This is a genomic window from Acrocarpospora macrocephala, from assembly GCF_009687865.1.
GTDB classification, from domain to species: domain Bacteria; phylum Actinomycetota; class Actinomycetes; order Streptosporangiales; family Streptosporangiaceae; genus Acrocarpospora; species Acrocarpospora macrocephala.
In genome coordinates this window covers 70058-90017 of sequence record NZ_BLAE01000038.1, presented here as the reverse complement: position 1 = coordinate 90017, position 19960 = coordinate 70058, and the positions used below count along the sequence as shown (strand labels likewise).

General features: G+C 68.1%; 14 protein-coding genes. 4 read left to right on the top strand and 10 right to left on the bottom strand.

Features of this window, described 5'->3' with window-relative positions:
• Positions 1-6: 6 nt before the first annotated feature.
• From iolD to Amac_RS31310, 8 genes are all read right to left on the bottom strand, one after another.
• Complete coding sequence (gene iolD / locus Amac_RS31345; RefSeq protein WP_155358031.1) at positions 7-1809, bottom strand: 3D-(3,5/4)-trihydroxycyclohexane-1,2-dione acylhydrolase (decyclizing); 1803 nt, start codon at positions 1807-1809, stop codon at positions 7-9.
• Positions 1806-2618, bottom strand: coding sequence for a 5-deoxy-glucuronate isomerase (gene iolB / locus Amac_RS31340; protein ID WP_155358030.1), 813 nt, complete (start codon positions 2616-2618; stop codon positions 1806-1808). The genes iolD and iolB overlap by 4 nt, the downstream gene beginning before the upstream one ends.
• The gene (locus Amac_RS31335; protein ID WP_155358029.1) at positions 2615-3496 is read right to left on the bottom strand and encodes a Cgl0159 family (beta/alpha)8-fold protein; all 882 of its coding nucleotides are present in this window, start codon (positions 3494-3496) and stop codon (positions 2615-2617) included. The genes iolB and Amac_RS31335 overlap by 4 nt, the downstream gene beginning before the upstream one ends.
• Positions 3489-4433, bottom strand: a complete 945-nt coding sequence (gene iolC, locus Amac_RS31330; RefSeq protein ID WP_246268834.1) for a 5-dehydro-2-deoxygluconokinase — start codon at positions 4431-4433, stop codon at positions 3489-3491. Before iolC ends, Amac_RS31335 begins: the two co-directional genes overlap by 8 nt.
• Positions 4434-4719: 286 nt before the next feature.
• The gene (locus Amac_RS31325) at positions 4720-5352 is read right to left on the bottom strand and encodes a sugar phosphate isomerase/epimerase family protein (RefSeq protein ID WP_246268832.1); all 633 of its coding nucleotides are present in this window, start codon (positions 5350-5352) and stop codon (positions 4720-4722) included.
• Positions 5353-5543: 191 nt separating this feature from the next.
• Positions 5544-6515, bottom strand: coding sequence for a Gfo/Idh/MocA family protein (locus tag Amac_RS31320; protein ID WP_155358027.1), 972 nt, complete (start codon positions 6513-6515; stop codon positions 5544-5546).
• A 238-nt stretch (positions 6516-6753) separates the two neighbouring features.
• The gene (locus tag Amac_RS31315; RefSeq protein ID WP_155358026.1) at positions 6754-7359 is read right to left on the bottom strand and encodes an HAD family hydrolase; all 606 of its coding nucleotides are present in this window, start codon (positions 7357-7359) and stop codon (positions 6754-6756) included.
• A gap of 630 nt (positions 7360-7989) precedes the next feature.
• Positions 7990-10224, bottom strand: coding sequence for a terpene synthase family protein (locus Amac_RS31310; protein WP_155358025.1), 2235 nt, complete (start codon positions 10222-10224; stop codon positions 7990-7992).
• Positions 10225-10538: 314 nt separating this feature from the next.
• Between Amac_RS31310 and Amac_RS31305 the strand changes: the two genes are divergently transcribed.
• Positions 10539-11072, top strand: coding sequence for a TIGR03086 family metal-binding protein (locus tag Amac_RS31305; RefSeq protein WP_246268830.1), 534 nt, complete (start codon positions 10539-10541; stop codon positions 11070-11072).
• 124 nt (positions 11073-11196) lie between these two features.
• Here the strand turns inward: Amac_RS31305 and Amac_RS31300 are convergent, their stop codons facing one another.
• Positions 11197-13359 carry an RICIN domain-containing protein gene (locus tag Amac_RS31300; protein ID WP_155358023.1) on the bottom strand — a complete coding sequence of 721 codons (2163 nt, stop codon included), beginning with the start codon at positions 13357-13359 and terminating at the stop codon, positions 11197-11199.
• A 9-nt stretch (positions 13360-13368) separates the two neighbouring features.
• The gene (locus Amac_RS56540) at positions 13369-14739 is read right to left on the bottom strand and encodes a chitinase (protein WP_155358022.1); all 1371 of its coding nucleotides are present in this window, start codon (positions 14737-14739) and stop codon (positions 13369-13371) included.
• A gap of 252 nt (positions 14740-14991) precedes the next feature.
• On the opposite strand from Amac_RS56540, the gene Amac_RS31290 reads away from it, so the two are divergent.
• Genes Amac_RS31290 through Amac_RS31280 form a run of 3 tightly spaced genes read left to right on the top strand, consistent with a single transcriptional unit; the run spans position 14992 to position 19691 of the window.
• Positions 14992-16722 carry an ABC transporter ATP-binding protein gene (locus Amac_RS31290; protein ID WP_155358021.1) on the top strand — a complete coding sequence of 577 codons (1731 nt, stop codon included), beginning with the start codon at positions 14992-14994 and terminating at the stop codon, positions 16720-16722.
• The gene (locus Amac_RS31285) at positions 16719-18587 is read left to right on the top strand and encodes an ABC transporter ATP-binding protein (protein WP_155358020.1); all 1869 of its coding nucleotides are present in this window, start codon (positions 16719-16721) and stop codon (positions 18585-18587) included. Before Amac_RS31290 ends, Amac_RS31285 begins: the two co-directional genes overlap by 4 nt.
• Before the next feature lie 27 nt (positions 18588-18614).
• Positions 18615-19691, top strand: a complete 1077-nt coding sequence (locus Amac_RS31280) for an iron-siderophore ABC transporter substrate-binding protein (protein WP_155358019.1) — start codon at positions 18615-18617, stop codon at positions 19689-19691.
• Positions 19692-19960: the final 269 nt, after the last annotated feature.

Here is a 19960-nt window from a genome sequence, read left to right as displayed (position 1 = left end):
CTGGATTCAGAGATAGATCCGCTGCTCCCGCTTGGCCTCCTCGTATCGGACTCTGGCCTCGCGAGCCTCTGGATTCTCGGCGACCTCGGCGACCGGCACATCCCACCACGCGCTCGCTCCAACGCCGGACCCGGTCTCCGGCCGGACGTACACAACGGTAGTCCGCATCGCCTCCCGCGCCTTGACCAGCGCGGAAACGAGCTCGGCGCGATCTCCGGCGCGCAACACGTCCGCCCCCAGACTGGCGGCGTTCGCGGCGAGATCCACCGGAAGCAACTCCCCGTCCAGCCCCCCAGAAGCCCCGCGAGCTCGATACGCGGTGCCAAGCCGCCGAGCCCCCACCGCCTCCGAAAGCCCCCCGATCGAGGCGAACCCATGGTTGTCGACGAGCACCACGATGAGCTTGACGCCTTCCTGCACGGCGGTGGCGATCTCCTGCGCCATCATCAGGTACGACCCATCCCCCACCAGCACGAACACCTCGCGCTCCGGCGCGGCGAGCTTCACCCCGAGACCGCCCGCGATCTCGTAGCCCATGCACGAGTAGCCGTACTCGACGTGATAGGAGTGCGGCCCGGCCGCCCGCCAGGCCCGATGCAGGTCGCCGGGCATCGATCCGGCCGCGTTGACGACGACGCCGTCCTCCCCCACCGCGTCGTTGACCGCGTCCAGCACGACGGCCTGCGTGAACCCTTCCAGCACGGCGCGCTCCGGCCGCTCGAACGTCCACCCGGCACGCCAGCCATCCGGCCCAAGCACCCGCAACGCCTCACGCGCGTCCGCCACCAGCATGGTGCCCGCGTGTTTGGCGGCGTCGAAGGCGGCCACGTTCACGTTCAGGAACCTGGCCTGGCCGAAGAGCGTACGGGAGGCGGTGGTGAAGTCGCTGTAGCGGGTGCCGATGCCGATGACCAGGTCGGCTTTGCGGGCGAGCGCGTTGGCGACGGCGGTTCCGGTGTGTCCGATCGCGCCGACGTTGCACGGATGGTCGTGGCGCAGGGACCCTTTGCCCGCCTGGGTTTCGGCGACCGGAACGCCGTACTCCTCCGCGAATTCGGCGAGTTCGGCGCACGCGCCGCTGTAGATGACCCCGCCACCGGCGACGATGAGCGGGCGGCGCGAGCTCCTGAGCAGGGTGCGGGCCCGTTCCAGCGCGGCCGGTTCCGGCACGGGCCGGGCGACATGCCAGACACGCCGGGCGAACAGCTCCTCCGGCCAGTCCCACGCCTCGGCTTGCACGTCCTGCGGCAGCGCCAGCGTGACCGCGCCGGTCTCGGCCGGATCGGTGAGCACCCGCATCGCCGCCAGCAGCGCCGACGGCAGCTGCTCCGGCCGATTGATGCGATCGAAGAACCGAGAAACCGGCCGCAGCGCATCGTTGACGCTAACGTCAAAGGACCGTGGATCCTCCAGCTCCTGCAGCACCGGATTGGCGACCCTGGTCGCGAAGACATCGCCGGGCAGCAGCAGCACGGGAATCCGATTGATCGTCGCCAGCGCCGCGCCCGTGACCAGGTTGGTCGCCCCAGGCCCGATCGACGTCGTGCACGCGAACGTGGACAGCCGATCCAACGTCCGCGCGTACCCCACCGCCGTGTGCACCATGGCCTGCTCGTTCCTGGCCAGATAGTACGGCAACGCGTCGCCGATCCCCGCCCCCCGCTCAGCCAGCGCCTGCCCGATCCCCGCCACATTCCCATGCCCGAAAATTCCGAAAACGCCCGAGATCAGCCGACGTTCCACGCCATCGCGTTCGGACCACTGGTTCGCCAGGAATCGCAGGAGCGCCTGCGCCACGGTGAGTCTCATCGAGCCGCCTTCGTCATCGGTACCCGCGGGTCGACCGCCTGATCGGCCCACGACGCCCGGATCCACGCATGCCGCGGATCATCACAGAACGCCATGGACCTCTCGTCAGCGGGACCGGCAAGCACATTCAGGTAATACAGGTCATACCCGGGCGCGGCCATCGATGGCCCGTGATACCCATGCGGGACAAGCACCACATCCCCGGACGAAACCTCGGCCAGCACCTCATGCGTGCCGTACACCCGCTGATACCCGGGCCCGCCCTCGAAGTAGTAGATCTCCTCCAGAACCGCCTCGCACTCGGACAGCTCATCGTGTTTGTGCGGCGGGTACGACGACCAGTTGCCCTCCGGCGTCAGCACCTCCACGGCCACCAGCCGATCACAGTCGAACGCGCCGGGCGCGCAGAAATTGTTCACCTGCCGGCTGGCCTGACCCGCTCCGCGCACTTCGACGGGAACGTCCGCGGCGGGGCCGTACCGGACCGGGAGACGCCGGGTCGCGCGCGCGGACGGCAACGCGACCCGCCCCTGCCCGGTGATCGTGACGCTGGTCCCGATCGGCAGGTACACGAAGTCGCTCACCGCGGCGAACACCGACTCCCGACCGTGCAGCGAGATGTTCACCCCGTCCGCGACCACGTCGAACGACCCCGAAAGCGGAAGGACCAGCATCTCCTGGTCGCCGGTCTCGAACTCCACGGGACCGTCGGCGATCCGCAGGCCGCAGTAGGTCCAACCGGCGGATTCCGGTGTGATCTCCACCGCCCAGGGGCCCGCGCCGGCCGTACCGAACGGAATATAGGTCACGTCTCCTCCAGCAGGCCCACGGCCGTGTCGACGGCGGCGGTCACGTCGTCATCGGGCGGGTAGAGCAGGGCGCGTCCGACGACGAGCCCGCGTACCTGCGGCAATCGCAACGCCTTGCTCCAGGACGCGTACACCTCGTCGGGCGCGTGCACGGGATCCCCGCCGAGCAGCAGCGTCGGCAGGGTGGTGGCTGTCATGATCTGCTCCATATGCGGCACCACCGGGACTTTCAGCCAGGTTCGCGCAGAGGTGGCCCCGAGTGCCTGGCCCACGGAGATCGCCCGGATCATCCCTTCTGGCGATAGATCGTGCTTCACCACGCCGTCCACCAGCTGGGACCAGAACGGCTCGACCATCGCCATCAGTCCGCGTTCCGCCAGTTCGGTGACCGCCTGCGCGCAGTTGGCCAGCGTGTCGGCGGTCGCCCGATCGTCGACCCCGATCCGGCAGAGCATCTTCCCGCCGTCGAAACCCATCCCCGCGATCGCCTGGGGCGTATATGCCGTGAACCGGTCATCGAACTCGAACGCGGTGCCCTGCAGCCCGCCGCGGTTCATCGACCCAATGACGATCTTGTCGTTCAGCAGCCCGAGCAGCAGCAGGTCCTCCAGCACATCGGGCGTGCCGAGCACTCCGTCCACGCCGGGCCGGGACAGCGCGGTCGCCAGCCGATCGAGCAGTTCCACCCGATTCGCCATCGCGGTCGGACGTGCTCCGACCCCGATCATCCCCCGCGCCGGATGGTCGGCCGCGATGATCAGCAACTGCCGCCCGGTGGCTCGCAACGGACGCCGCCGCCGGGCGGACGCCGCCTCCGCCACCCGCTGGGGCTGCCAGGCGCGCAGTTCCAGCAGGTCGCGGTAGTCCTGATCACGCATGTGAGGCCTCTCCGAGGGCGTGCTCGATTTCCGCGACGGTCGGCATGGCGGGAGCGCACGCGAGCCGGCCGGCCACGATGGATCCGGCCGCGTTCGCGTACCGGAGGGTTCTGGCCAGGGGCCAGCCCGAGAGAAGCCCATGGCAGAGCGCGCCGCCGAACGCGTCGCCCGCGCCCAGCCCGTTGACGACCTCGACCGGCACCGGCGGCACCTCGACCACCTCGTCCGCGGTCATCCCCAGCACCCCACCGCCGCCCTGCTTGACCACCGCGAGCGTCACCCCCGCCGCCAGCAGCGCCACCCCCGCCTGGTACGGCTCCCGCGTGCCGGTCGCCACCTCTACCTCGTCGAGATTGCCGACGGCGACGGTCACGTGCCGGAGCGCGTCCTTCACCCGTTCTTGGGCGTCTTTGCGGCCGCTCCAGAACATCGGGCGGTAGTCCAGGTCGAGGACGGTGTGGGTTCGGCGACCTCGGGCGTTCCAGGCGGCATAGTGCGCGTCGAGGGATGGCTGCTGGGACAACCCGGTCATGGTGGTCCAGAACAGGTCAGCCGAGGCGATCTCCGCGAGGTCCAGTTCGTGTGGGTGGATCTCTAGGTCGGGGGCTTTGGGGAATCGGTAGAAGTAGAGCGGGAAATGGTCGGGCGGGTGGATCTCGCAGAAGGTCACCGGGGTCGGCAGGTGGGCGACCGGGGTGACGTGCCGGTCGTCCACGCCGTATTCGCGAAGCGCGTCGTGGATGAACTCGCCGAACGGGTCCGCGCCGGTCCTGGTGATCACCGCACTCGACCGCCCCAGCCGCGCGGCGGCCACGGCCACATTGGTGGGACTTCCGCCCAGGTATTTCCCGAACGTCTCGACGTGACGCAGGGAAACGCCCACCTGAAGTGGATAGACGTCCACCCCGACTCGACCCATGGTCAGCACTTCGGTCACGGCCTGCTCCGCGGGGAATTCGGGCTGACACAGATGGTCGACCCTGCACCGCGAACCGGGAAGATTTCCGATTTATCGGTCATGACAGGTTCCATCTGCCGAGCGACGCGAACGATGACAGCTGCGGCGCGCAAGGCTGGAGGCGCGTCCACACCAACGCGGCCGATGGCGGATATGTCGGTCATGGCAGGGCCCGCAGGCAGTGGAAGCTGTGCGGACGATGACGGCCTCGGTGCCCAAGGCTGGAGAGCGTCCGTAGCGACCCGGGTGATGGCGGATATGTCGGTCATGACAGGGCTTGGAGGTAGTCGAGGCTGGTGCGGACGTTGGTGATTGGGCCTTCGCCTGGGGGTGGGGTGGTGGTGAGGATGACGTCCTGTTCCATGACGTACCAGCCGTCGTAGGAGGATTTGGTGAGGCTGGCGATGATGCCGGCGATGTCTACGTCGCCCTCGCCTAGTGGGCGATATATCCCGATTTTTACGGCTTCGGTGTAGCTGAGGGCGCCTGTTTGGACCTGGGCGGCGAGGGTGGCGTTCACGTCTTTGAGGTGGGCGTGGGCGATTCGGTGGGGTTCGCGGAGGGCCAGGTCCAGGGGGTCGGTGCCGCCGATGAGGAGGTGGCCGGTGTCGAGGCAGAGTTTGATGCCGCACCCGTCGAGGACGCGGCGGACTTCGGCGGCGTTTTCCACCATCGTGCCGACGTGCGGGTGCAGGGTGACCTGGCGCGGGAGTTCGGCGGTGATCCGGTCCAGGTTGCCGAGCAAGGTACGCCAGCCATCGGCGTCGAGGGTGGGTCTGGTGTCGTACCCGTCCGCGCCGGTGACAGCGGCGAGGACCACGACCGTCTCCTCCGCGAAGCTCTCGATGAGATCCTTCAGCCCCGGGAGAGGGTCATGCCCGGGTTGATGCAAAACCACAGGGACGAACCCCCCAATAGCCCTCATATCGTGATTTTTCAGGATATCGGGTGATAGGAAGCCGTCGGGGCCAAGTTCGGTGGCGGCGAGACCAAGGGCGCGCATCTCGGCGAGCACCCGATCGGGGTCAAGCTGGTGACCCCACCCGGGGACCTCGCAAACACCCCAGGAAATCGGCGCGGCCGCGATCTTCATATGACCACCTCGGACAGGCGGACCGGGCGGTCATGGTTTCTGGAGAGATCGGCTGCTTCGGCGATGTACAGCGCGGCCAGTGCGTCATCCACCGAGCAGGGGCTTTCCCCCGTTTCCTGCACCGCCGCCAGGAAGGCGATCAGCTCCGCCCGGTACGCGGCCTCGAACCTGCTCTGGAATCCCGGCCACGGATCCCCCGGCGGTTGCAGCCCTTCGGTGCTGGTCAGCGGCACTCGGGGGTCAAGGCCGACGGCTCGGGTCGCGATCGTTCCGGCGAGTTCCATCCGGACGTCGTACCCGCCGCCGTTGTACCGGGAACCCTGCAGGGTGGCGAGCGTGCCGTCGTCCAGCGTGAGCACGGCCGCGCTGTTATCGACGTCACCGAACTCTACGAAGAAGGACTCGCCCCGATTCGACCCGGTCGCGTAGACGGTCTCGACCTCACGCCCGGTGACCCAGCGCAGAGCGTCGAAGTCATGGATATGACAATCCCGGAATATCCCCCCAGACTTCGCGATGTACGCGGCCGGAGGCGGAGCCGGATCCCCGGTGATCATGTGAACCCGATCCAGCCGCCCCAGCTCCCCCTTGAGCAACGCCTCCCGCGCCGCCTGATATCCGGCGTCGAAGCGCCGCTGAAACCCGATATGCACCAGCACACCGCTGCGCTGCACGGCCTCCCGGACCTTCAACGTCTCTGGCACATCCGGCGCGGCCGGTTTCTCGCAGAACGCCGGAACCCCCCGGGCGCACGCCTCGATCAGCAACTCCGCGTGCGACCCGGTAGGCGTCGCGATCACCACCGCGTCGGCGTCGAACGGATCTCCCGTCCTCGCGTTCAACGCGATGGCAATACGGTCGGCCAGTTCCCCGTTCTCATCGTGGACGACCAGGTCTTCGACGAGCCCGGCCAGCGTTCCCGCATGAAACGCACCGATCCTGCCAAGACCCAGCAATCCCACACGCATGACGAAACTCCTTGTCCGGGGCTTCCAGTTCTAGTTCAATTTCCGGAAAGGAGTCAATAGTTTGTCCTGACATATGGACGTACCAGCCGGTCGGATCTTCTCCCGACGGGCCCTGGCATATAGACGTACCATCTGATCGGCCCTTCTCCCGGCGGGCCCTGGCATATGGACGTGCCCGCCGGTCGAATCTTCTCCCCGCGCGGGTTCTCCGGCGATCGGCCCGGATCGTGTTCCTCGGTCAGATTCCGCGCAGGAGGTCGTCGAGATCGGCGCGCAGGCGATCGGCGTCGGCGAACAGGAGCGCGTGCATTCCCACCGTCTCGGCAGCGGTCACGTTGGGCGGGCGGTCGTCGATGAAGACACACTCTGCGGGCCGGGCGTCGAGGGCAGACAGGACGGCCGTGTAGATCTCCGGGCTGGGCTTGGAGATGGCCATCCTGCTGCTGAAGAAGCGGTGCTCCAGGTCGGCCATCCAGGGCACGTCGTCGAGGGCGTCGGCCAGTTCGTGGGGAGCGTTGGACAGCAGGGCCACGCCCAAGCCCTGGCTCTTCAGATCAGCGATCAGCTCGACGGTCGCCATATCCGGATTCAGCCAACTGGTGATGTCGAGCCGGACCAGCTCACCGGTCGCCTCTGCGGTGAAGTCGGCTTCGAGGGTCTTCTCCACGGCCGACCAGAAGTCCCCCGCGGTCATCAACCCTCGGTCGTAGGGGTCACGATGTTCCCAATAGGCCACCCAGAAGCGGTCGGACTCGACTCCGGCGACGGCGACCATGCCGTCCCGAGCCGACTGCGGCTGATGCCGCCCTACTACTCCGGCGAAGTCAAAGATGATCCAACGCATAACGGGCAATTATGCCCACCATCCCTCGTCCCACGGCCAGCACCAAAAGTTGATCACCGAATCTCGCGGAGAACACCCAAGAGAACGCCACCGACTCCTGAGTTCCAGGAAGCCATCCCGGAGGCGGCCAGACAAGCTCTTGACTTTAAGGGCCCGCAGAGCAATAACTCATAGATCCTCAAGCCACTGACCTCAACGTGGTCGAGGCCACCCGGCGGCGTCGTCTCGTCGTCGCGCAGCGCCTCCACGGTCGCGCTCAGCTCCCGGGCTCGCCCAGCCGACGAACCCTGGATGAGCACGCAAGTTAATTCTTTGCGGGCCCTAACCACCAACCAAAGGACGCCGACCCGCCCTCTTGGCGCCGGTACGGCGAGCACCATCACCGGCGTGAACGGCGCCGAATAACGGCGAGCGACCCGGCGACCTCCAACGGTCATGGCCCGGCGATGCCCTTCAGGAGAAATCACCTGGACACGCTTGCCGGAAGATGGGCACGTAGAGCCGACGTGCCCAATCCGGTGGGCAGATGGTCTGGAGCGCGGCGGTCGGGCTTCTCGTAGACTCGCTATAACGGCGAGCGACCCGACGACCCCCAACGGTCATGGCCCCGGCGATGCCCTTCGGGAGAAATCACCTGGACACGCTTGCCGGGAGGTGGGCGCGTAGGGCCGACGTGCCCAATCCGGTGGGGAGATGGTCTGGGGTGGCGCGGCGGTCGGGGTTCTCGTGGACTCGTTTGAGTTCGGCTTCGGTGTAGCGGGCGCAGCGTAGGTGCCATTCGAGGATGCCTGACATCCACTCCTTGAGATCGTCGGCCTGCCGGGTGAGGGCGGTTTGGGCCTCGGGTGTCAGGTCGGGGCGGGCGGCCAGCAGGGCGGGGAGTTCGTGGTCGGCCAGGTGCTCGAACTGGCGCATCCGGGCGGTCATCAGATCGGCCACGACGTCGCGGGCGGTGAGGCGATCCACGTCGAGGAACTTCTCGACGACCAGGACCAGGTTGTGCGCCTCCCCCTCGTATTCGATCTCCTTCTGATAGGAGAACAGGTCGTTGGTGAAGGCGGCGTAGTCCAGAGCGGCAGTCTCCAGCTCGCGGAGGACCCGGTGCTGATAGATCTGCTGCGGAACCACGTCCATGCTGCTCATTCTGGCGAGGGCGCTGGTCATCTCGGAGCCGAAGGTGCTGCGGCGCATCTCGACGTAGTCGATCGGATCGGGGATGCGGTTCTGGGCCTGGTTGGCCAGCTCCCACTCCCAGGCCGCGAGCATCTTCTCCACGCCGACACGGAACAGCTGACGACCCTGGCGAGTCATCGGCTCGGCCGTACGCCGCCAGAGATCATGGAGGCCACGTTCGAGCGGATTACCGGGAAGCAGAACGGGCTGGTCATCGTCGAGGGGCATGAACTGGATCAGGCGTTCAGTGCAGAGCCGCGCCGCGAGCAGGTCACGGCTCGCTCCGAACACGGCCGGGTAGAAGTCGTCGCCATACGTCCCCCAGGCCAGCCAGTCGGCGGACAGGTCGACCTGTTCGGAGTTCCCGCCCGCGTTGATCATCGCGGCGCAGTGCGCGAAATCGAACCCGCGGAAGCGCCGCTCATCCCACAGCCCGCCGATCTCCACCCCGGGGACCGAGTCGAAGAAACCCATCTCCCGAGCCCACCCGACCCCATGCCGGCGGGCCGTCTCCAGATGCGGGCTCATCCTGACCGGGTAGGGCATGTGGAAGCCGGGCAGCGGAAGGTGCCCGACCGGCTGGAACGGCACATGCGAGTGCTGCTTCGCCCAACCGCGCAGGCCCTGCTTCCCGGTCGCAACCAGCTGCCGCAGGCTTCCGGTGCCCAGCCCGCTCGGGCCGAGCGGCAGCCCTTCGGGAACCGCTCCCTCGTTCATGTACCGGCTGGATCGCACGTGCCACTCGTGACCGCCGGACTGCCAGTCCTGTAGGCCCTTCACATACGCGGCGACGGCGGCCTGCTCGTGCGGCGGGGCACCGTGGCCGGCCAGCAACCCGGGCACCTCGGTGAGCGCGGTGTTCTCGAACTGCTGCAACCGGGAGGTGAGCAGATCGTTGACGAGCTCGGCCGCCTCCTGCGTGGGCACGCCGAAGAACCGTTCGAACACCAGCACCGCGTTGGAGTTCTCCCCCTCCTCCTCGACCTCACGCTGGTAGGAGAACAGGTCGTTACGCAGGTGCACGGCGTCGGAGAACGTGTCGCTCAGCACGGTGATCGGCCGTTCTCCGGCGAGGGCGTCGGGAAGCTCGGCGGAGACGTACTCCACCAAGTTGGCGGACCAAGGCGCACCGCCGACGCGGCGGCGCATCTGCACATACTCGATGGGGTTGGCGATCCGCCCGCGGTCGATGTTCTCCAGTTCCCACATCGATTCGGCCATCAGGTTGCGGGTGCTGGTGATGAACCGCCGCCGCCAGCCCTCCGACATGGCCGGGACGGTCCGCTCCCACAGATCCTTCAGCCCGGCTTCGGCGGGATTGTTCGCCTCCGGCGGCGAGTCGGACATGAACAGTTCCAGCCGATCGAGGTACGCCTGCGCCCCCTCCAGGTCGCGGGAGTGCTTGAACTCCTCCAGGAAGTGGTCGTCGAAGAAGAACACCCACACATACCAGTCGGTGATCAGGTCCAGGGTGGGCCCGTCGCAGTCGGGATGGGTGTAGCCGCACATGAGCGCGTAGTCCATCCTGGCCAGCGCGGTCTCGTCCCAGACCAGCCCGCCCCCGGGTTTGGGCGCGTCCAGCATGCCCATCTCCTTGGCCCAGGCCATGCTGTGCGCGCGGGAACGTTCCACATGCGTGTTGAGCCTGGCCGGATACGGCACGTAGAAGTCGGGCAGCGTGAATGCCTGCATCGTTGCGACCCCCCAGTCTGAACTCCGGATTACCAACCCCGGACCACGAGTTTACCTGTACTCGCAGTGACGACCCTCGCACTCAAAGTGCGCGAGCGCAAGCGCAGGAACCCAACCCTCAGGCCACAACCACGTACCGCGATCACACAAACCCCAAGCTTCCCAAAAGCCGCAAAGCCACCACCACGATGAGCCGGAAGCCCACTGCGGGGATCTTCCGGAGGTTTGTCCAGGTATGTAGCAATCACGAGGTTTTCCGAGAAACGTCCGGGGAGGGGACAAACATGGATATTCCAGAACTCCATCAGCGTGCCATGGAAGGCTTCGGAGAGCGTGTTCACGCCGTCGGCGAGGACCAGTGGGGCCTCAGCACGCCCTGCTCCGACTGGAACGTGCGCATGCTCGTCAACCACATCGCCGGCGAGAACATGTGGACGGCCCCGCTGATGGCCGGGCAGACCATCGCCGACATGGGCGACTCCTTCGCCGGCGACCTGCTCGGCCCGGATCCGGTCAAGTCCTTCGACGCGTCCGCCGAGGAGGCCATCATGGCCGTGCACGAGCCGGGCGCGATGGAGCGCACCGTGCACCTGTCCTTCGGCGACGTCCCCGGCTCCGAGTACGCGACACAGCTGTTCGCCGACATCCTCGTCCACAGCTGGGACCTGGCCAAAGCCACCGGCGGCGACGAGAGGCTCGACCCGGAACTGGTGGCCGCCTGCGCGTCCTGGTTCACCGACGAGGAGGACGCCTACCGGGCCGCCGGGCTGATCGCGCCCCGCGTGGGCGTGTCCGGCGACGCCGACCAGCAGACCCGGCTGCTCGCCGCCTTCGGCCGCGATGCCTAACAGGGGCGTTTCCGGGTGAATCGTCCAGTGAAAAATGGGGACGAACTGGGGTGGTGGGTGGAGCGCACCCTGCCCGCCGCCCGAGGGTTTCCCGGGTGGCGGGCAGGGTGGGATCAAGCCCCGGTCAGGGGTAGTTGACCAGGTTCGCGACGTTGGTGGATGAATTCGAGGGTCCACCGGTCGTGTTGATGATGTTCCGGATCGTCCCGACCCCGCCGAGCGACACGGTCACCATGTTGTGGAACCGTACGCCGGGTGTGTTCGGCACTTCGAAGGCGCGCGCCGCGATGACGCCGGGATTGACGTTGAAGTAGCAGTAGCTCCCCAGACCCCACGCTTCGTGCGTGGTGACCGTGTTGGCCACCTTGTAGGCGGCGTAGCCCTGCGTGCTCCCGTTCATCCAGGCCGCCTGGTTCGGCGGGTCGTACGGCATCTCGTTCTGGTAGAAGTACGTCCGCCCGCCGTTCCCGTTCCACACCGTCTGGTACTGCTGGTAGTGCTCGACGAACAGGCCGTACATCGTGACGTCGTTGCCGTTCACGGTCAGCCCGTTCGCGGCCGTGTTGGAGTTCCATCCGATGCCGCTGCCGTGGTCGCCGCGCCAGATCCAGGTGTGGTCGCCGATCACGTTGTGGCTGTTGACGACCAGGCTCTGGGTGGCCTTGCCGACCGCCGCGCCGCCGACCCGGAAGTACACGTCGTGCAGCGAGGTCGGGTTCGCCGCGTGCGAGGCGGCGGATCCGGCCGGTCCGACCTGCATGAGCATCGGCGAGTTGGTCGTGCCCGCGTCGAACAGGATTCCGGCGACCTTGACCCCGTCCACGTCGGCGACGGTCATCGCGGTGACGCCGTTGTCGGGGATGAACGTGGCCAGACCCAGCCCGAGCACCACGGTGTTGGCCCGGGTCACCCTGATCGTGTCATTGAGGTGGTAAACGCCCGGGGTGACCAGCAGGTCCTGGCCCGCGGCCAGCGCGGCGTTGATGTTGGCCGCCGTGTGCCCCGGCTTGACGACGAAGAACTGGCTGATCGGCAGCGAGCTGCCCGCCGGGTTCCCGCCGCTCCAGCTGGTGCCAGTCGAGTTGGTCCGCAACGCCGGGACGAACACCTGGTAGGCGCCCGCCTGGTCGATGTAGAGGAACGGCTTCTCCCGGACCACCGGCGTGGTGGCCACCCGCGTATACGGCGGATTCGGGAAGTTCCCGCTCGGAGCGTTCGTCGCGCCCACGAACACCATGTTCCAGTTGGAACCCGTCCAGCTGCCCATCTCGGTGTTCCGCGTCAGCCACTGCTGCTGCGACCCCGACCGCACCTGACCGTCGATCTTGGTGTCCGCGAACAGGCCGCCGCTCGACCAGCCGCCGTCGTCCAGTTGCAGGTTCCCGCGCAAATGCATCCGCCGGTACGGCGCCGCCTGCGAAACCGCCCACCGATCATTCCCGCCGGGCGGATTGACCGACATGTTCTCCACCCCACGCCAGAAGTTCTGCGTGGCGTTGCCCTGGAACCAGTCAGCCTCAGCATGCACAGGCCCATTTATCGTGACATTGTCCGGCGACAACCCCAGCCCGAGCACCTGGGTGTAGAACCCGACGTTCACATCCACGTTGTACGACCCCGGCCGGAACAGCAGCGCGAACCGGTTGCCGCCGAACTGGTTGGTCTGCTGCTGGCTGAACACGGTGTTCAACCGGCTCTGGATGGTCGAGGCGGGCATCGACGGGTCGAAGATGCTCACGTTCGGCCCGAGATCCGGGTTGGGCCCCGGCGGGGGCGGGCCGCCGCCGAAGGTGAACGACTGGGCGGCGGTGCCGTTGCACGTGTACTGCTGGAACTGCACGCTGTCTCCCGTGGCCGCGCCCGGCACGTCGAGGCATTTGCCGCTGAGCCGGTTGACGAAATGGTAGGAGCCGCCCGGCTCCTCCACCGCCTGCCACTGCTGGTTGTTGCCCCCGCCGTACGCCCAGAGCTGGATGGGCGCGCTGTCGGCGGCGGAGACGTTCGTGACGTCCCAGACCTGGGCGGCGTTGAGCGCGCTGTTGACGCGGAAGTAGCCGCCGCTGGTGGCCTGGAACTGCCAGGACTGCGCGGTCGAGCCGTTGCACGAGTACTGCTGGACCGCGGTCCCGTTGGCGGACGCCGCCGCGCGGGCGTCGACGCACTTGCCGCTGCCCCGGTTCACCACCGTGGTGAAACCGGTCGGCGGGGCCGCCTGAGCCGGGCTGGACAGCCCGACCAGCGACCCCGCGACCAGCACCAGGGCGGTCAGGGCGCTCCTGATGGACATCCGGGCTCCTTAGAAGCCGGCCGTGATGCGAGTGAAGTCCCAGTTGGCCTGGGGGGTGCCGCTACAGGTGTCGTTGAGACCGCCGGAGCACGGCCGGTCCCGGTTGACCGACCAGTACGCGAACCGGGTCAGCCCGTGGGAGTTGGCCCAGTCCCGAATCTGAGTCCAGACCCCGGTCGTGGTGATCTCGCCCTGGTCGGAACTGCCGTTCATGCCGGAGATGCCCATCCGCGCGTACGCCTGCGCGTCGGTCCAGCCCCACGCCGACTTGAGCGCGTTCTTCAGGCCCTCGGAGGCGTTGACGGTGGCTTGGTACATATTGCCGTGCCCGCCGAAGTTGAACGGCATGATCGTGTAGTTGTCGATCGGCACGTTCAGCGCCCGCGCCTGGTTGATCAGCCGGATGCCGTCGCCGGTCGGGCCGTTGAGGCCGGTGCCGAAGGTGACCGCGATCTTCACGTTCGGGTTGTTCTGCTTGACGATCTTCAGGCCGTTGAGGATGCGGTCCTGGACGGTGTAGTTGGAGAACTCGTCGGTGTTCTCGATGTCGAAGTCGACCACGGCCGGGCCGACCGCGTTGATGACCTGCTGCACGGCTCCGGCGTACGCGGCGGGGGTGGCGCAGTTGGGGCCGAGCTTGTTGCCCGACCAGCCGCCGAAGGAGACCTGCACGCTGCCGCCGGCCGCCTTGATGGAGTTGATCGTGGACTGGTCGACGCCGCCGGTCAGCGGCCTGCTGCCGTCCCAGCGCGGCACGCAGCCGCCGCCGGACAGGATGAACGCCATGGTGAAGGAGCGGATGCCGGTCTGGCTCATCACCGTCGCGGCGTTGGGCGGGCTGCCCCAGCCCATGTAGAGGTAGGGCGCGCCCGGCATCTTGCCCGGTGGGGGCGGCGGGGGCGGGTTGGTGCCGGTGGGCAGCGTCCAGCGCTGGTTGGCGCTGGCGAAGCAGTCCCAGATCTGGAGGGGGGTGCCGTCGGCCGAGCTCGGGCCGGTGGCGTCCAGGCACTTGCCGAGCGCGCGGAGGGTGCCGTCGCCCTGCGGAGTCCAGATCTGGGCGGCGGTGCCGTTGCAGTCCCAGATCTGCACCTTGGTGCCGTTGGCGCTGCTCGCGGCGTTCACGTCCAGGCACTTGCCGAGGGCACGGATGGTGCCGTCGGTGCCGGTCGTCCAGGATTGGGCGGCGGTGCCGTTGCAGGTGTAGAGCTGGACCTGGGTCCCGTTGGCCGAGTTGGCGGCGGCGACGTCCACGCATTTGCCGCCGTATCCGGTGATCTGACCGGTCGCCGCCGACGCGGGCGTGACACCGGTCGCGACGAGGGCGAGCGCGACGGCACCGGCCGCCAGGACTCGCGCTAATCGGGGGCGCTGAAGGGGCATGTTCGTCTCTCCCGGTTGTTCACTTCTTAAATTAACCCGGATATAACTCCTCCTAGGCTGGCCCTGTCAATAGGAAAGTTTCCTAATGAATGTGGAGATCTCAGCCGGTCGGAGGAGGTACGCTGGCGATCGCTCCGGGTGGGGAGTAGGCGTGAGCATGCCCATAAACGCAGGGAAGGGATGCCCTGGTTAGGTGAGACTTAGTTAGTGTAGCCTTACCTAAAATTAGTCGGGTGATCCGGAGGATTTTAGGTGGGTGGGGGTCGGGAGGTCCTGTGGCGTGCGGTCCGCGGGCAGCGGCGCGACGTTCTCGTGGGGTCGCTGCTGGGGGCGGGCCATCAGGCCGGTGAGGTGGCGGTTCCCGTCCTCATCGGCGTCGTCATCGACCAGGCCGTCGCTTCGGGTGATCTGACCGCTCTCCTGGGCTGGCTCGCCGCGCTCGCCGCCGTGTATGTCGGTCTTTCCTTCAGTTTTCGGTACGGCGCGCGGGCCGGAGAACGCGCCGCCGAGCAGGCGGGCCATGAGCTCCGGCTGGAGCTCGTGCGGCGGGTGCTCGATCCGCGCGGCGGGGCCGAGCAAGGCCGCTTACCTGGGGCGTTGACCACGATCGCGACCGAGGACGCGAAAAGGGTCGGAGCCGTGAACATGGCCGCGATCATGGGAATCGGCGCGCTTTTCGGTGTCCTGGTGGGCGCGGTGGTGCTGCTGCGGATCTCGCTGCCGCTCGGCCTGCTGGTGCTTTTGGGTACGCCCCTGCTGCTGCTGGCCGGACATCTCCTGAGCAAACCTTTGGAACGCCGCAGTGACGCCGAACAGGAACGAGCCGCGCACGCGTCTGGCGTCGCCGCCGATCTGGTGACCGGATTGCGGGTGCTCAAAGGCATCGGCGCGGAGTCGGCGGCCGTCGCCCGGTATCAGCGGACCAGCCGGGAATCGCTGGTGGCCACCCTGCGGGCGGCGCGTGCGGAGGCCTGGCAGTACGGGATGGTTCTCGCGCTGACCGGCGGTTTCATCGCGGTGGTCGCGCTGATCGGCGGGCGGCTCGCCCTCCAGGGCGACATCAGCCTGGGCCAGCTGGTGTCGGCGGTCGGACTCGCCTTGTTCCTGCTCGGTCCGCTCGAAGTCTTCTCCTGGGTCAACGCCGAACTCGCCCAGGGGCGCGCGTCGGCGACCCGGATCGCCGACGTGCTCACCACTCCCCCGGCCGTCGCCCCCAGAGAAGGCGCTGAATCGCGCGCCGGAAATAGCGCGGGACTTCCTGAAGCTGGCGCGCTTTCCCCTGGCGCGCTCCCCCATCCGGTGCGCGGTGAACTGCGCTTGCGTGGCGTTCGTTGTGATGGGTTGACGCTCGACCTGCACGTCTCCCCCGGCGAGATTCTTGGCGTGGTCGCCACGGATCCAGCCCATGCCACCACGCTGCTGCGCTGCCTCGGACGCCAGACCGACCCGGACGCCGGAGTGATCGAACTCGACGGCGTGCCCCTCACCGGCGTGGACCCCGCCGATCTCCGGCTGGAGGTGCTCGTCGCCGAGCATGACGCCGACCTGTTCGAGGGAACCCTGCGCAGCAATGTGGCCGCCAGCGACGGCGCGCTCGAACGTGTCCTGGTCGCCGCGGGTGTGGACGAGGTCGCGCGGGGCCTGCCGCTCGGCGTGGACGCGCCGGTGATCGAGCGCGGGCGATCGTTGTCGGGCGGCCAACGCCAGCGGGTCGCGCTCGCCCGGGCGCTCGCCGCCGACCGGGCGGTCCTCGTGCTGCACGATCCGACCACGGCGGTCGACACCGTGACCGAAGCGCGGATCGCGGGCGGACTGCGGGAGATCCGGCAGGGCCGTACCACGATCGTGGTCACCACCAGCCCCGCCCTGCTGGCGATCACCGACCGGGTGGTGCTCCTGGACGCCGGCCGCGTCGCCGACGCGGCCCCGCACGCCGACCTGGTACGGCGGAACGCGGTCTACCGCGGGGCGGTGCTCGCATGACCGACTTGAATTCCGGCGTGGACCGTGAACTGCTGCCCACGGCCACCCCCGCGCGAACCAGGGCGGCGGTCCTCGAACTGCTACGGCCGCATCGAGGGCTCGCCATCGGCGGCTTCGCCGTCATGATCGGGGCCACCGCGATCGGGCTGCTCACCCAGCCGCTGCTGGGCCACATCGTGGACCTGGTCGCGTCGCGGAGCGCGCTCGACTCGCTGACCGTTCCGGTGATCCTGCTCGTCGCCGTCGCCGTCGTCCAGGGCGGCGCGACCGGGCTCGGGCTGTCGCTGATCGCCCGGCTCGGCGAGACCGCGCTGGCCCGGCTGCGGGAACGTTTCGTCGGGCGGGCGCTGCGGCTGCCGCTGGAGCAGGTGGAGAAGGCCGGTTCCGGTGATCTCACCGCCCGGGTCACCGGCGACGTCGCGCAGGTCGCCGAGGCGATGCGGACCGCGCTGCCGGAGCTGGCCAGGTCGGTGCTGGTGATCGTGCTCACCATGGTCGCGCTGGCCGTGGTGGACTGGCGGTTCCTGCTGGCCGCGCTGCTGGCGGTGCCGTTCCAGGCGCACACGGCGCGGTGGTACGTGCGCAACGCCGTACCCCTCTACGCGCGGCAGCGGATCGCGGGCGGCGCGCAGCAGCAGCAGTTGCTGGAGAGCATCGGCGGCGCGGCGACCGTGCGGGCCTTCCGGATGGAGAACGAGCACGTCGAGCGGGTCACCGAACGCTCCAGGCGCGCGGTCGACCTGACCATGCGCGGCGTCTGGCTGGTGCTGCGCTTCTACAGCCGCCTGCACGTCGCCGAGTACATCGGCCTGGCCGCCGTCCTGGTCGCCGGCTTCCTCATGGTCCGCTCGGGGATGACCTCCATCGGTACGGCTACCGCCGCCGCCCTCTACTTCCACGGCCTGTTCGGCCCGGTCAACACCGCCCTTGTGCTGATCGACGACGCCCAGTCCGCGGCCGCGAGCCTGGCCCGCCTAGTGGGTGTCATCGACCAGCCCGAACCGCCGGAGCGTACGGCCGAAGCCACGGCCACGCCGGAGGAGGCGGTCGCGGTGGCGGGGCTGGGTCACGCGTACGAGCCGGGGCGGCCGGTCCTGCACGGCATCGACCTCACGATCGGGCGGGGGGAACGGGTGGCGCTGGTCGGCGCGAGCGGCGCGGGCAAGACCACGCTGGCCCGGCTGATCGCGGGCGTGCACGTCCCGGTGACCGGTTCGGTGCGGTTCGGCGCGCGCGAGCGGGTGGCGATGATCACCCAGGACGTGCACGTGTTCGCCGGATCCCTCGCCGCGGACCTGCGCTTGGCCCGGCCCGGCGCGACCGACGCGGAGTTGCGCGAGGCGCTCACCCGGGTGGACGCGCTGACCTGGGCGGAGACGCTGCCCGAAGGCCTGGACACGATCGTCGGCGAAGGCGGCCACCGGCTCACCGCCACGCAGGTCCAGCAGATCGCGCTGGCCCGCCTGATTCTCACCGATCCGCCGATCGCGGTGCTGGACGAGGCCACCGCCGAAGCGGGCAGCGCCGGAGCCCGCGTCCTCGAAAAGGCCATCGACCAAGCCATCGAGGGCCGGACCGCGCTGATCGTCGCCCACCGCCTCAGCCAGGCCGCCACCACCGACCGCGTGGTCGTCATGGACGACGGCCGAATCGTACAAACCGGCCACCACAACGACCTGCACACCACGGACGGCCCTTACGCCGCCCTCTGGAACACCTGGACAGGCCACCGCACCACAAGTGATCCAGACTTCCCGAACTCCGCTGATTCCCCAGGAACCGCTACATCCCCCGATGCCACCCGCTCTCCCGAATCGCTCAGTTCCTCTGACCTTCCTGATTCACCTGATCGTCGCTATCACTGACGAATCCCAACCTGCGAAGGACCCCTCATGTTTCGCTCCCTGAAGGGTGGTCGGCCCGTAGCCGTGGTCGCCGCCGCCCTGCTGTTCCTCGCCACCGCGTGCGGTTCCGGGCAGGAGACCGCGGCTCCGGCCGCGTCCGCGCCCGCGGCGTCCGCGCCCGCCGAGTCGGCACCGGCGAATGTCTTCCCGGTGACGATCGAGCACAAGTACGGCAGCACGACCATTCCGGCCGCCCCGACCCGGGTGTTCACGGTCGGCCTGACCGACCAGGACGCGGTGCTGGCGCTGGGCACGGTCCCGGTGGGGACCACCGACTGGTTCGGCGGCTTCCCCGGGGCGATCGGCCCGTGGGCGAAGGACAAGCTGGGCAGTTCGCCCGTGCCGACCCTGCTGACGGACACGGGCACCGGGCCGCAGGTCGAGAAGATCGCCGCTCTGAAGCCTGACCTGATCCTGGCCCTGTACGCGGGGATCACCAAGGAGCAGTACGAGACGCTGTCGAAGTTCGCCCCGGTCGTCGCCCAGCCGAAGGAGTTCAACGACTACGGCATCCCGTGGCAGGAGCAGACTCTGCTGGCGGGCAAGGCGCTCGGCAAAGACGCCGAGGCGAAGGCCCTGGTCGAAGGGGTGGATGCGAAGTTCGCGTCGGCCAAGCAGGAACATCCCGAATTCACGGGGGCGACGGCCGTGGTGGCGACCCCGTACGAGGGGTTCTTCGTCTACGGCAGCCAGGACGCGCGGTCACGGACGCTGGCTTCGCTCGGCTTCTCGATGCCGTCGGATCTGGACGAGGTGATCGGCAACACGTTCGGGACGAGCATCAGCCGTGAGCGCGCCGACCTGCTGGACCAGAAGGTGACGGTGTGGACGGTGCCTGATCTGGTGAAGGATGTGGAGACCCTTCATAAGGACAAGCTTTACGGCGACATGTCGGTTGTGTCCGAAGGGCGGGAGGTGTTCGTGGGTGAGTCCAGCGATTACGGGGTGGCGTTCTCGTTTGTGACCGTGCTCAGCTTGCCGTACGTGATCGACCGTCTGGTGCCCCAGCTGGCGGCGGCGGTGGACGGAGACCCGGCGACCAAGGTGGAGCAGCCTACTTCCTGATCCTCGCTTGACCACACGCGATCTCACGACAGGGCCAGGTCTCATGACCTGGCCCTGTCCGTTTCGGGATCGGCTGAAGTTCACGGCTGCCGAATGCCTCAAGAGCCTGGGCGGTACGCCCAAGACACCGGGCGGTACACCCGAAGGCGTGGACATCGATGCCCTTCCCAGCACGAGCTGCGTGGCATCTGAACGCGATCCTGCACGTCGACCGACCGGATTCCCTGGCTCTGCCCCTCCCGTCGCCTTTCACGCCCCGCCAAAAGGTG